The sequence below is a fragment of the Aliiglaciecola lipolytica E3 genome, from assembly GCF_000314975.1.
GTDB classification, from domain to species: Bacteria; Pseudomonadota; Gammaproteobacteria; order Enterobacterales; family Alteromonadaceae; genus Aliiglaciecola; species Aliiglaciecola lipolytica.
The window spans coordinates 247,547-261,705 of record NZ_BAEN01000035.1 but is presented as its reverse complement, the minus strand read 5'-3'; the positions used below and the strand labels follow the sequence as shown (position 1 = coordinate 261,705).

10 protein-coding genes are annotated in these 14,159 nt (G+C 39.1%); 4 read left to right on the top strand and 6 right to left on the bottom strand.

Annotation, left to right across the window (positions count from 1 at the left end; genetic code table 11):
- Positions 1-220 precede the first annotated feature (220 nt).
- Together GLIP_RS08220 and dnaQ are read right to left on the bottom strand one after the other, a co-directional pair.
- Entirely contained in the window at positions 221-1,690 is a 1,470-nt protein-coding gene (locus GLIP_RS08220; protein WP_008844148.1) for a TIGR03503 family protein, read from the bottom strand.
- Positions 1,659-2,375: a DNA polymerase III subunit epsilon gene (dnaQ, locus tag GLIP_RS08215; RefSeq protein ID WP_008844147.1), complete on the bottom strand. Its 717-nt coding sequence runs from the start codon at positions 2,373-2,375 to the stop codon at positions 1,659-1,661. Before dnaQ ends, GLIP_RS08220 begins: the two co-directional genes overlap by 32 nt.
- A gap of 78 nt (positions 2,376-2,453) precedes the next feature.
- On the opposite strand from dnaQ, the gene rnhA reads away from it, so the two are divergent.
- Positions 2,454-2,912, top strand: a complete 459-nt coding sequence (rnhA, locus tag GLIP_RS08210; RefSeq protein ID WP_008844146.1) for a ribonuclease HI — start codon at positions 2,454-2,456, stop codon at positions 2,910-2,912.
- A gap of 30 nt (positions 2,913-2,942) precedes the next feature.
- Here rnhA and GLIP_RS08205 read toward each other — a convergent pair whose 3' ends face one another.
- Positions 2,943-3,917, bottom strand: a complete 975-nt coding sequence (locus GLIP_RS08205; RefSeq protein ID WP_040522422.1) for an NAD(P)H-quinone oxidoreductase — start codon at positions 3,915-3,917, stop codon at positions 2,943-2,945.
- Between the two features lie 132 nt (positions 3,918-4,049).
- On the opposite strand from GLIP_RS08205, the gene GLIP_RS08200 reads away from it, so the two are divergent.
- Entirely contained in the window at positions 4,050-5,237 is a 1,188-nt protein-coding gene (locus GLIP_RS08200; RefSeq protein ID WP_008844144.1) for a class I SAM-dependent rRNA methyltransferase, read from the top strand.
- 62 nt (positions 5,238-5,299) lie between these two features.
- On the opposite strand, the gene GLIP_RS08195 is transcribed toward GLIP_RS08200, so the two are convergent.
- The 3 genes from GLIP_RS08195 to GLIP_RS08185 all read right to left on the bottom strand — a co-directional run bounded on the left by GLIP_RS08195 (position 5,300) and on the right by GLIP_RS08185 (position 10,085).
- Positions 5,300-5,602, bottom strand: coding sequence for a PilZ domain-containing protein (locus GLIP_RS08195; RefSeq protein WP_008844143.1), 303 nt, complete (start codon positions 5,600-5,602; stop codon positions 5,300-5,302).
- A 74-nt stretch (positions 5,603-5,676) separates the two neighbouring features.
- The gene (gene hrpA / locus GLIP_RS08190) at positions 5,677-9,579 is read right to left on the bottom strand and encodes an ATP-dependent RNA helicase HrpA (protein WP_008844142.1); all 3,903 of its coding nucleotides are present in this window, start codon (positions 9,577-9,579) and stop codon (positions 5,677-5,679) included.
- An 89-nt stretch (positions 9,580-9,668) separates the two neighbouring features.
- On the bottom strand, positions 9,669-10,085 hold the full coding sequence (locus GLIP_RS08185) for a CBS domain-containing protein (protein ID WP_008844141.1): 417 nt from the start codon (positions 10,083-10,085) through the stop codon (positions 9,669-9,671).
- Positions 10,086-10,702: 617 nt separating this feature from the next.
- On the opposite strand from GLIP_RS08185, the gene sbcB reads away from it, so the two are divergent.
- Both sbcB and GLIP_RS08175 read left to right on the top strand, forming a co-directional pair.
- Entirely contained in the window at positions 10,703-12,145 is a 1,443-nt protein-coding gene (gene sbcB, locus GLIP_RS08180) for an exodeoxyribonuclease I (protein ID WP_008844139.1), read from the top strand.
- Between the two features lie 202 nt (positions 12,146-12,347).
- A complete protein-coding gene (locus GLIP_RS08175; RefSeq protein ID WP_008844138.1) occupies positions 12,348-14,003 on the top strand; it encodes a DUF342 domain-containing protein in 1,656 nt (551 codons plus the stop codon).
- The last annotated feature ends 156 nt before the right edge of the window (positions 14,004-14,159 follow it).

Genomic DNA, 14,159 nt, shown 5'->3' with positions numbered 1-14,159 from the left:
TGACCTATTGAAACGCTGCTAACTAGATTGAAATAACCCCCTAGCCAACCGCGGCGCAGATAATAAGGGTTCACTATTGGTGAGTCAACCAGTTTTTTCGTATATCCGAAGCTTATGTATCTATTTGATTTAATTTTGTGCAAATACAGCATTTTTAGCGCGAAAAAAGATGAAATTACTTTTCGTAAAGCGGCTTTGTAAAAAAACCAAAATGAAATATCTATTTCTTTTTCGGCAGTGACAAATCCAGAATACCGTTAACGTCAACCTGATTAACAGACGTATTAATCTCAACTGGCTGGCTAGTTTTTTTTCTAAATAAATCTTTTAGTTTGTCAATTAAACTTGGGGTTTTATCTTTTATTTGAGAAACATCAGATTCTTTAAACTTTTTCGTGGGTTTCAAATACATCCAAAGGGCCAAACTGCCAATCACTAAGATGGCTAAATTAATGCCGATAATTAATCCCCAAAATAAAGTTGAAGACATGGATTCCTTTTCTGGAGGATTAGGGAGGTCCGTACTTAGCGATTCTTCACGCTCAGAATTTAATTGTGTCAGTTGATCATCAACTTCACCTTGTTGCTGAACGAGCGCTACTTCAGGCTCTTCTACCAAATACGTATATTCAGGAACGTCTAAAATAAAATCACGACCGCTTTTTGTATTACCATATGCAGTTAATTTTATTCGGTAAACACCCGATTCATAATTAACTATCAAGTATTCTCTCGCGTCAGCAGTTTGCTCTGTGAGTGAGAAGTTTTGCACATCCCCATTTGGAAAACGCACTTTGCCATCGATTAACAGCGTTTTCATATCTACGTATTCGCGTTGGGCATCAATAATTAATTTGTGATAACCGTCCCCTCCTCCATCTTCGATCATGCTTATCTTAATCGGATTAGGGTACAGCATTAACGGTGGATCAACCTGCTCTCTGGTTAACATAGGCGTATTCACAACAAAAACCGGACGCCATTCACCGTTTGCCACAGACAAATTGAATTGACCTGTAAAGATACCATCCAAAGGGGTTTCATCCATACCCCGACCGTTATCTTCAAAAGTCGCGATGGTTGCTACTTCTGCGCCGAAGTTGTTGTAGTTGGGGTTATTTGTACTGACAAATTTAATTTCTAATGAAACTACATCCCTAAACTCTGCATTGTTTATCGGTGCTCCGCCATTGGTCAGCTTTGCACTTTGCTTGAGTATTTCTCCGGAAAATAAAACCTCAGGTAACGGACTGGCATGCAGTTCAATATCACTGATTACCATCACTCTGCTATCAGGTAATATTTGGCCTACTGCTTGCCAAGGCCCAGGAGTGGGATTTTTTATATTGATAAGATCATAGGTACTTGCGTCATACCAAAAAATATTTTCGCCATCTGCATCAGCTTCAAAAATTTTCGAACCATCCGGTTTCACCAACACCACAGGCGCACTTCCGAACTCACGAAAAAACACCATGGTAATCTCGTCAACTTTGTAGTCTATTCGAAAGCGGTTTTGTAATAATTTAATGCTGTTGTGATACTCATCACCTAATGTTTGAATAGGCTGTTTAGCGTCTTCCAAGGGCGCTTGAGCATAAACAGGGTTTACACTAAGCGAAAACAGCAAAACAAGTGCCGTTAAAATGGTGTTGAAGTTAATGTGGCTGGCGCCAGATGCAAGAACCACTACTGTCCTCTATTAGCTTTAATCGTGCATTATGTTGTTCTAATTCATCGGCAGATGCTTGTATAATCTTGAATGCTTTTCGGTTTGAATCTAAACGTTGTATAGAAGTAGACTGGTCTTCATTATTTTCACTGGCTTTCTTACCGCTCAAATTAAGATCGGTTTGCCCCCCAGTCATTAACAAATAAACATCTGCTAAGATTTCTGAATCCAGTAATGCGCCATGCAGCTCACGATGTGAGTTGTCGATTCCATACCTTTTACACAAAGCATCAAGGTTGTTTTTCTGCCCTGGATGGAGCTCTCTGGCCAAGGTCAGCGTATCTAGTACAGTGCAAATCTCGTGGGTTTTTACCGGGTTGATACTATTTACTAATTGAAATTCATGATCCATAAACCCTACGTCGAATGGTGCATTATGGATAACTAATTGAGCCCCTTTAATAAAATTAATAAAGCCTTCTTGCACTTCTCTAAATTTAGGTTTGTCCGCCAAATACTCATTGGTAATCCCATGCACTTCAATCGCTTCCGCTTCTACTATACGTTCCGGGTTGATGTACACATGAAAGTGATTACCGGTTAGCTTTCTGTTGATTAACTCAACACAACCAATCTCAATTATTCTGTGCCCCTGTTTGGGATCAATTCCGGTAGTTTCCGTATCTAGAACGATTTGACGCATTTAATTTAACTCAACTCAAGTGCAATTAGTATTTGCAATCATTATACTTGCCTACAACATTAAATCACGAATATTTCCATGAAGCATATTACAATTTTTACAGACGGTTCTTGCCTAGGTAATCCGGGGCCCGGTGGCTATGGCGCAGTATTAAAATTTAACCAACATAATAAAGAAATTAGTCAAGGGTTTAAGCACACAACTAACAATAGAATGGAATTGTTGGCCGCAATCGAGGCTTTGAATACCTTAACTGAAGCCTGTCAGGTGACGTTAACAACTGACAGCCAATATGTAAAAAACGGAATTAATCAGTGGATTAAAAACTGGAAGAAAAACGGCTGGCGCACTTCTGATAAAAAAGCCGTGAAAAATGCCGATCTATGGAAACGATTAGATGCATTAGCTGAAAAACACAAAATTGACTGGCAATGGGTTAAAGGTCATTCAGGCCACCCTGAAAATGAACGTTGCGACGAATTAGCCAGAACTGCGGCCGAATCGAAAAATCTACTCGAAGACAGCGGCTTTGTATAACCTATTCCGTAGTTGGTAGTGTTCTTTGAGCTACCAACTACAGATCAATTTACCAATAGTGTCATTTTCTTCCATTCTGGCGTGGGCTTTAGCAACGTCATGCACAGGGTAAACCGTATCAATTACTGCAGTAAGATTTTTTGATTTGAACTCACCTAAAAAACGCGTGGTAAAATTGCTTATAAGTTGGCTTTTATATTCGTCACTTCGGTTTCGCAATGTGGAACCTTGAATTTTTGCCCGCTTTCCTAACAATAATCCCATGTCTAAATTATCACCGTAGCGACCATTTAACATGGCAAGTTGAATTATACATCCATCAATATTAAGCAGTTTAAGACTTCGATTAGTATATTCAGAGCCAATAAAATCGAGCACGACATCAGCTTGAAAACCTTTCGAGGTCAAAAAGTCGGCAAAATCCTGTTGTTGATAATTAACCAGATATTTAGCGCCGCGTTCAGCACACACCTGCAATTTTTGCTGCGAAGATGCTGTAACCGCAATAGTTGCTCCAATCAGATTTGCCAATTGAATAGCTGCAAGTCCAACACCACTTGCTCCCGCATGAATTAACGCCCCCTGCCCTTGCTTAAGTTGCCCTATTTCACACAAACTTTGATACGCAGTTAAAAATACTTCAGCAATGCCAGCCGCTTCAATGCAACTTATATTAGATGGGGTTTTAATAACGTGATGGCTTAGAATTTTCGCGTATTGTGCATATCCACCTCCAGCGACTAACCCAAACACCCTATCACCTTTGTTGATTGATGAAACATTTTCACCAACATCCTCTACAACGCCTGCAATTTCTAACCCTAAAATCTCGCTTTCACCTTTTGGCGGTGGATAACGTCCTTGGCGTTGCAAAGTGTCCGCACGGTTAATACCAAAAGCATTCACTTTTACTAACACTTCATTGGCCGTAATTGAAGGAATTTTCGTTTTACTTAGATTGAGTGATTGAGCAGATTCACCTTTAACAAAATCTACAAATGTCATCGATTGTTGATAGTCCAAATGAAACTCCTAAGCATTTTTGTATTTGAAAAGAAACGCGAGGTAAAAATCCAGTTTAGCTATCATATAGTGACTATTGTACAATCTCAAAATTACTCCCATTTTGGAAAATTCATGAGCGCTTCCGTTATCCTTCACCCAAACCGTGAAAAATCATTATTACGCAAACATCCTTGGATTTTTGCTAGTGCGATAAACGAATGTAAAGGGATTGCGCGCAATGGCGATACCGTTGATATCTTGAGTGATAGCGGAGAATTCTTAGCTAAAGGTGCTTGGTCTGCACAATCTCAAATACAAGTTAGAGTGTGGTCTTTTGAGCAAACTGAAGTTATCGATAATGGCTTCTTTTTACGTAAAATCGATCAAGCAATTGCCCTGCGTCAGCCGATAATTGCCAAACACGGATTGACTGGATTTAGACTTGTTGCCGCAGAGTCCGACGGCTTGCCAGGCATTACTATTGATAAATATGCAAACGTCATCGTTTGCCAATTGCTCTCAGCCGGTGCTGAAAAACATCGCAAAAAAATTGTATGGGCATTAATTAAACGATTTCCTGAGTGCAGTATTTTAGAACGTAGTGATGTTGCAGTTAGAGCGAAAGAAGGGCTGCCAGAAATCGTCCAAACCTTGCATGGAGAGGTTCCCGACGAAGTCGTTATAGAGGAAAACGACGTAAAGATTATTGTCGACTTAAAGCAGGGACACAAAACTGGATTTTATTTAGATCAACGAGATAATCGAGCGGTTGCAGCGAGCTATGCAAAAGGGAATAGTGTTTTAAATTGTTTTAGTTATACCGGTACATTTGCCTGTTATGCACTAAAAGCTGGCGCAGCTAGAGTGGTTAATATGGATGTGTCAGAAAACGCATTGGCAACGGCAAAACGTAATCTTGAAATTAATAATTTAGACGTGGGTAAAGCCGACTTTATAAAGAAAGATGTTTTTGAAGCGCTTAGAGAATACCGAGATAACGGTACAACATTTGACATGATCGTGCTTGATCCACCCAAATTCGTTGATTCAAAGGCATCTCTTAATCGAGCTTGTCGCGGTTATAAAGATATCAATATGCTCGCAATGAAGATTCTAAATCCAGGTGGTACGCTACTGACTTTTAGCTGCTCAGGATTGATGTCGTCTGATTTGTTTCAAAAAGTGGTCGCCGATGCGGCACTGGATGCGAATAAAACCGTGCACTTTCTAGAGAAGTTAGGTCAATCAGCAGATCATCCAGTGGCGAGTAACTACCCCGAAGGATTTTATTTAAAAGGGTTAGTGTGCAAAGTGAGTTAACTTAAAAACAAAGAATCAATAGATACCAAGTTGTTATTCACCACTTGGTATCTATTCTGAGGCTAATTCATTTCGCTAATTTCTACGCCAATAATACAACTGCTGTCCGTACTACTGTCGCATCTAACCACTTTTGCTTTGGCATTTAGAGATGGAATTTGGCTACTCGTTGATTCGATAGCAACATCAACACGCGTTCCAATTTCAACAGACTCTTCTTCTACTTCAAATGACATACCGGTGGCGCTAATATCCTTACAAACAGCAGGTATGGAGCGCGTTGACTCGTCATCATGAACGGTTAATTCACAGGGTGAATTCAACATCATCCGAAAAAAGTTGCGCTTATCATCGTATCCCAACATCTTCTACCTCTTCCTAACAAAAAACACCTATGACTTTTATAGGGTGCATCGCTAATAAAGTCAACGAACATTGTTCAAAATGATAGCAATTGATTATCTATACGCTTAATAGAAATTGGCATTGGGGTACCTAATTGTTGAGCAAAAAAGGAAATACGCAATTCTTCAATCATCCAACGAACTTGGGCAAGCTCAGCCGGTACTGATTTTCCCTCTGGTATTTTATTCAAAGCGGCAACATATTTCGTTTGTACTTTTTCAATATTAATTTGATGCAAACGATCTTTATTGGGATCAATGGGTAACTTTTCTAAACGCCTTGCAATCCCTTTTATATAACGATTCCAATCATCAATTTTAGCAATCCCAAATTGGGCCACAAAACCTGGAAAGACCAACGCATTTAAATGCTGTTTAATATCGCCATGCGCACTAATCATAGTTAATGGAACATTCCCTTTTAACTTTTTCTGAATTTGATGTGCTTGGGTTAAACCCACCTCAACTTTCTTAGCAATTTCTAGTACCACATCATTTATTTCTTTTCTGACGTAATCTCTTGCTTGTTCAAATAACTCGGGCGAACGAATAGTGGTTTTGTGTTCGGCTTCAAAAACGTCGATTAAATGGTCAACCCCTGCCTCGATACAATCATTGATTAATGCTTGTATTTGCCCAAATGGATTAAAATACAAACCTAGCTTAGCTTTATTTGGTAACTTTTCTTTTAAATAACTAAGTGGAGAAGGAATATTTAGCATCAATAATCGTCGAACGCCCAGGCGATGCACACTTTGCGCTTTTTCTGGTGTTTCAAATAATTTTATGGCAACACTTTTTTTATCATCTACCAGCGCTGGATACGCTTTAACTTCATAGCCTTGAGAATTATCGATGTACTCATTTTCAAGAGAATTAAAATCCCATTGTGTCAATCCGGCTTTTTCGATTTCTGGTGTGGCAGCTTTTTGCAAAGTAGAACTAATTTTTTCCTGCAAACCGTACTTTAATACATATAAATCTCTACCCTGCTTAAGTAAATTCCCTTTTCCATCTACCACCTTGAAATTGAACTTCAGATGATCAGGTAAAGATTGCCATTGCCACTCCTGTTCTTCTACTGTGACACCGGTCATTTTTAGCAATTTTTTACTTAAAGCTTCCAGAAATGACAGAGCATTGCCCTTAGTATCTTTAACTGGCATATCTAACATGCAGGCATCTGCAAAATTCGGTGCAGGTACAAAATTACGCCTTAACCGTTTCGGCAGAGACTTTATTAAGGTCACTATCAATTCATGACGAAATCCCGGTATAAGCCAATCAAAACCTGTTTCATCCAGTTGATTCAAAATGGGCAAAGGAATAATCAAGCTCACACCATCATCAACCTGATTGGGTTCAAAACAATAACTAAGTGATAAGTTTAAATTGTTTTGCTGCCAACTATCTGGAAAGTTGAGCTCATTTACTTGTTCAGCTTGGTGTTTTTTAAGCTTTTCAGGATCATACTTTAAACTTTCCTGAACTGTTTTATCTGCCTTGTTCCACCACTTTTTAAAACTACTTTCACTACACACATGAGCAGGTATGATTTGTTCATAAAAAGACACTAACTCTTGTTCATCAACTAACACATCACGACGTCGTGATTTTTCTTCTAGAAGCTGAATATCTTCAATAAGTGATTGGTTATAATGAATAAACTCATAACTTAGTTTAGTGTCTGCGTTAACCAGCGCGTCAGTTATAAAAATTTCACGGCTTATGATTGGGTCAATTTGACTGTAGTTTACCTGTCGATTATTGACGATGCTCAAACCAAAAAGTAACACTTTTTCTAGGGCTTGTACTGCACCACGTTTTTTAGACCAAGTCGGCTCACTGTACTGATATTTGGTTAGGTGTTTGGCTAAGGGTTCAATCCATTCAGGTTCTATTTTTGCTGCAACCCGACCGAATAAACGTGAAGTTTCAACCAACTCAGCGACCATAGTCCACTTAGGTGGTTTTTTAGCAAGGTTGGAACCCGGAAAAATCATAAATTTCGAGCCCCGAGCCCCATCAAACTCACGCTCTTTATCTTTAAAGCCTACATGCGACAATAGACCCGATAATATGGCTTTATGAACATCTTCAAAGCTGGCTTCCTGACTATTCAACCTAAATCCAATTTCAACAATGGATTTTTTAAGTTGACTAACGACGTCTTGCCATTCTCGCATTCTCAAATAGTTAATAAAATGATTGCGACACCATTTACGAAGTTGATTCGCGGTTAACGCTTTTTGTTGCTGCTTAAAGTCTTGCCATAGGTTTAACAAAGCTATGAAATCAGACTGTTTATTCGCATAAATCTCGTGTTGTTGATCTGCTGCAGCACGTTTGTCTTGTGGACGTTCTCTGGGATCTTGAATACTTAAACCAGCAGCAATAATGATTAATTCAGACACACAATTATTGCGACCGCCTTCGACTACCATTCGAGCGTAACGCGGGTCTACTGGTAATTTAGCAATTTGACGTCCTGTCTCGGTTAAGCTGAGTTTACCCTGTTGTTTTTCAACAGCAGTTAATTCTTCCAGTAAACGGAAGCCGTCATTGATAAAGCGATTATCGGGAGGTTGTACAAATGGAAAGTCTTGAATACTGCCTAACTTTAAGGACAACATTTGTAAAATGACAGACGCCAGATTTGTTCTTAAAATTTCCGGATCCGTAAATTCTGGACGACTAAGAAAGTCATCTTCCGAGTACAAGCGAATACAAATCCCTTCTGAGACACGTCCGCAACGACCAGCCCTTTGGTTGGCAGAAGCTTGCGATATTGCTTCTATAGGAAGCCGTTGTACTTTACTTCGATAGCTATAACGAGAAAGCCTAGCAAATCCTGGATCAATAACATATTTAATTCCCGGTACCGTCAACGACGTTTCTGCCACGTTGGTTGCCAATACAATACGCCGACTGCCGTGCGATTGGAAAATACGGTTTTGTTCGGCTACGGATAATCTGGCATAGAGAGGAAGTACTTCCGTCCCCTTAAATTTCTGTTTAATTAACGCATCAGCGGTATCACGAATTTCGCGTTCACCACTTAGAAAAACCAATATATCACCACGTTTTTCACGCTCTAATTCTTTGACCGCGTCGATAATACCTTGTATTTGATCGCTGTCTTCATCACTTTCTTGCAGGGGTTTATAGCGTACCTCTACTGGATAGCTACGGCCACTAACCTGAATAATCGGGGCATTGTTAAAGTGCTTGGAAAACCGTTCCGGATCAATAGTTGCTGAGGTGATGATGAGCTTTAAGTCTGGTCTTTTTGGTAATAATTGCTTTAAATAACCAAGGATAAAATCGATATTGAGGCTGCGTTCGTGGGCTTCATCTATGATCAAAGTGTCATATTGATTTAAGTATCTGTCCGCTTGGATTTCTGCAAGCAGAATGCCGTCTGTCATCAATTTTACGTAGGTATCATCACCTACCTGATCTGAAAACCTGACTTTAAAACCGACTTTTTGCCCTACCGTCGTATCTAGTTCTTCAGCAATACGCCCTGCGACTGTTCTGGCAGCTAAACGCCTTGGTTGAGTGTGCCCAATAAGTCCATCCACACCTCTTCCCAATTGCAAACATATTTTAGGAATTTGGGTCGTTTTACCGGAACCAGTTTCTCCAGCAATAATAACCACCTGATTATTTGCGATAGCGTCTTGTATATCCTGCCGGTGTTCACTGACAGGTAAATCGGGGTAGTTAATTTCAGGAATATTTTGCTGTTTTGTTTGACGCTGCAAAATAGATTGCTCGATCGCTACAGCAATAGATAACCTCTGGGAATCTGAAGCGTCAGCTTTAAGCCGAGTGAGCCGTTTTTGAAGGCGAAACTTATCACTACCAAGGCAATTTTTTAATTGCTTTTGGAGCTCATCACGACTGGGTATTACATTATTCAAGGTGTTAGACAAAATACTCTCTAAAATACGAAGCGTTAAAACGCAACGGATCCTAGAAGAAACGCTAACAAATTTCCAGCAATGTAATAAATTAGGCTATTTTAAGCGCGTTTATAGCCGTCTCGCAGTTGTACATCGATTGCATACAATACATCTGCTCGGCTAATTGTTCCTAAAAAGTAACCGTCATCATCTACCACTGGATACAATTTTGTACCTTCATTTAAAAACCGTTGTGCCACCTCAATAATTGAATCGTACGGCTTCACTGCCATTACATCTGTCTTCATTATATCTTTCACGCGGGCAACTTGCTCTCGATAATAACTAGATGTAATCATGCGTGCGATACAATCTTTTTCTGATAAAAATCCAACGACTTTTTTACGTGGATTTAGAACCGCACCACCAGATTGATTACCGGTTAATAGTCGCTCTACGGCCTCTGCTACCGGCATCTCGTCTGTGAATGTTACGGGTCTCCGATTCATATAATTATTAACTTGTAATGATTCCACCCTTTCTCCTTAGCTTCGAACGTGTATTGCTTTTTTGATTATTTAATAGATACACACAATCGCTTATATTAAAGATAGTCGTAACCAATTAAAAAACATAACTTTTTTAATAAATTTTCTTTATATTTAAAGAGATTAATCAAACTTCCATCATCCGCTCAGCAGAACCTATTGGTTTCTCTATAAAAAATGAGTAAGACGTTGATACGTCATGCTATACAACACGCCTTTATCCAGCGCGTAGAAGTCGCTCTATATATAGGTAAAAGCAACCAGCCGCTTATCAGTGGCTTTTTCGGTATAGTCAAAGTTCACTTTGGTTGCATCCTGTTTTATCAGTTTTAGCAAATGTTTTTATTTACTGAAACGCATACACTGAATGAATCTCGATCTGACAGCTCAAAGGGTTTACTATGTATTTTATTTTTATGCATTTATAAAATGCTATCGTTAAAACCCATATTTAACATTTTCATCATCATTTTTAATAGGCGTAAACTTGTATTCTAAAACCATAACACCGTCAAACTGAGCCAAATAAATTTGAACATTTTTAGACGTTTTCAACACTATTTCATCAACAAAAACAACGCCAAGTGGACAATTAAAAAATAGCTATGAATAATAATAAACACCAATCAATCCTTTGGCATGATTATGAAACTTGGGGAGTGAACCCACAAAAAGATTTTCCTTGTCAATTTGCCGGGATAAGAACGGACCTCGATTTGAATATCATTGAGAAACCAGTGAAATGGTACTCGCAAATTCCAAATGATTACCTGCCTAATCCTTATGCCGCTTTAGTCACTGGCATCACACCACAATTGACTTTGCGAGATGGTTTAGTTGAAGCTGAATTTATCAAAAAAATACTTGAGCAAATGGCAAAACCGGGAACCTGCAGTGCGGGTTACAATAGCATTCGGTTTGACGATGAAGTGACACGAAATACGCTTTATCGCAATTTACATGATCCATATGCGCGTGAATGGCAAAATGGCAATAGCAGATGGGATATTATTGACTTAGTGCGTGCATGCTACGCACTTAGACCCGAAGGAATTAATTGGGTATATAAAGATGATGGAACACCCAGTTTTAAACTTGAAGATCTTACACAAGCGAATCAAATTTCCCACGCTGACGCTCATGACGCGTTATCAGATGTTTATGCCACCATCGCCATTGCAAAATTGGTAAAACAAACGCAACCCAAACTTTATGACTATATCTTTAACCTCAGAACAAAGCGTAATGTAGCTGAACAAATAAATCTCGAAAGTCAGATCCCGTTGGTCCACATTTCGTCAAAACTACCCGCTATTAACGGCTGTTGTACTTGGATTTTACCCATTGCCTATCACCCGATTAACAAAAATGCGGTGATTTGTCTTAACTTGGCTTTAGATCCGCAACCATTATTTGACTTAGATATAGAACAAATAAAAACCAGACTATATCAACCGAATTCTGAATTAGAAGAAGGTCAGCAACGATTACCGATTAAATTACTACATTTAAACAAGTGCCCTATCGTTGCCCCAGCAAAAACCTTAACAGAAGAAAATGCGCAGCGATTAGGAATTGATCGTAATCAATGTTTGCAAAATTTGGCCTTATTGAAGAGCCAAGTCAGCCTAGCCGATAAACTGATTTCACTATATTCACAAGAAAGAAAATCAGAAGATTCTATTGATCCAGATTACGCTCTATATTCTGGCGGTTTTCTTAGTGATTCAGATCGAAGTAAATTAACTCAAATTCATCAGATGGATCCTACTAATTTAGGCAGCAAAGATTGGGGATTTTCTGACCCTAGATTAAATACATTGTTGTTTCGTTATCGTGCCAGAAACTATCCATTAAGTTTAAGTGAAGAAGAAGTTATTAAATGGCAACGACACAGGCAGTATCGATTAACCGATCCAGATTCGCCGGCCAGTATACGGCTTCCCGAATACTTAGGTTTGCTTGAAGAACTGACTTTTGAGTACCAAAACAATCCAGATAAAAGAGCAATTATTAGAGCCTTGCATCAATACGCAGAAAGTCTCTAGCAATAGAAGATAAGGCCGTTAGTATTTGGGTAAATAATGTGACGTCAAACTGGCTTAAATATGATATAAGGTTTATAGCGTACTTACTAACGTAAGCCATTGGTTAGTAAGTAATCTGCTAAGTAATTATTAAATTAATATATTTATCTTTATTGTCGATAAAACAGTAAGCAGTAAATCAGATTAATTTCAGGTGGTAGTAATGAAGGGCATTGATTTTCAACTTGATGAAAGTGGCGTATATTTAAATTTGCTTATTCAACCAAGCGAAGTAGACGCTAAAGTTGATGCAAAAGCATTGATTAGTGAATTTGAAAACAGTCAATTCGCTAACTTATATTTGTCAGATGAAAACGTCATTAATGCCGTCGAACTTTTAGTGAAAGCCCGCAAAGAAAATAGCGAACACGTTATCAAGGAAGTGGTCGCAGAAAAAAAAGACGCGGTTGTAAGGTTTCGTGTCGAAGATAACGACATGGTCGCGTTTATTTCCATCAGTTCAGCATATGGCGGTCACTCCCCTTCCCCAAAAGAATTAATGAATCTAGCCACTGAAAAAGGTGTGACTAGAGGGATCAGCAAAAAAATACTTAAAAAAGTGGCTATTTCAGCTAAGAAATCCCAACCAGGCACCATTGTTGACGATCTATTTGCTAAGGGGCTTCCAGTAAAAAATGGCAAAGATTCCAAATTAAAGCCACTTGTACCTAATGCACTGGAAAGGATTTTAAGGCCGCAAAGTAGCAGTTCAACACGTGTAGATATGCGCAACTTAGGTGATGTTATATGTGTTAAAGCAAATACAGAAGTACTGCGCAGAGAACCACCTACCAAAGGACGCAGTGGTTTTACAGTCAAAGGTGATGTCATTGCCCCAAAACCTGGCAGTTGGATCAAATTCCGACCGGGTGATGGCATTAAAAGCAGTGATAAAGATGAAAATTTATATCTAGCAGCTATTACTGGTATGCCGAAGTTTCAAAATGAAAAAATGTGGGTCGATGACACCTTTATATGCAAGGGCGTAAATGTTGGTACAGGTAATATTAAGTACGATGGCGCGGTACTAGTTAATGGCGATGTAACTGAAAAAATGGAGATCACCGCCAGCGGTGATGTCACTATCAATGGATTTGTTGAGTCGGCCACCATCAAAGCTGGCGGAGACATAATAATCACAGAAGGTGCTATGGGTAAAGTAAACGAACATAGTACAGAGTTCAGCACTAAACTTACCGCCGAAGGCAGCATTCATGTGCAGCATGGACAAGGTCTTAATATTCAATGTAACGGCAACGTAACCATAGGACGGCAGTTAGCTTATAGCAAAATAGTGTGTGGCGGCGGCGTAACAGTAGGTCCGGTTGATAAACCCAACGGCAACCTTTTCGCTTGTGATATACAGTGTAAAGCAAGCATCACCGCAGGCACGTTAGGAGCGGTATCTGGCAGTCATCTCAATATTGACTTTAGTCAGGGCTTCAACAACCTGTTGGAAAGGCGAGATACGGTAGAGGAGTTATTGCAACAGTTACGTAATAACAACTCTCGACACAAAGATAAGTTTGAATTAATTCGTAGCAAAAAAATTCATCCTGAACTTAAACGTAAATTGGCAGAAGCTGAAGAAATGTTTAAAAGTGAGTCTCAGCTCTTAGCTTGGTTGGAAGAAAAAGCAGTCAAACTGAAATTAGCTAAAGAAACATATCAGCAAGAAATTAAGTTAATCGCTAATAAACGTTTATATGCAGGTGTCGTGGTAAAACTGAACAATAGAACTTGGCGAGCTGAACGAGAATACGCAAAAGCTAAAATTCATTATGAAGGCCACCAATGGAATTACGAGCCTCTCATTTAAGATGTAGTAGCTTAAGCTCATGGTCAAATGCTTTAGACCTAATCTGACAGTCAGAAATGTGCCAAACTCGGACGTAAGTGCTTTTTGTAAAAACACTATATTAGAAGAGAAAATATAAAATTAATAGAGAACCATTTCCTCAGCGAATACGTTACC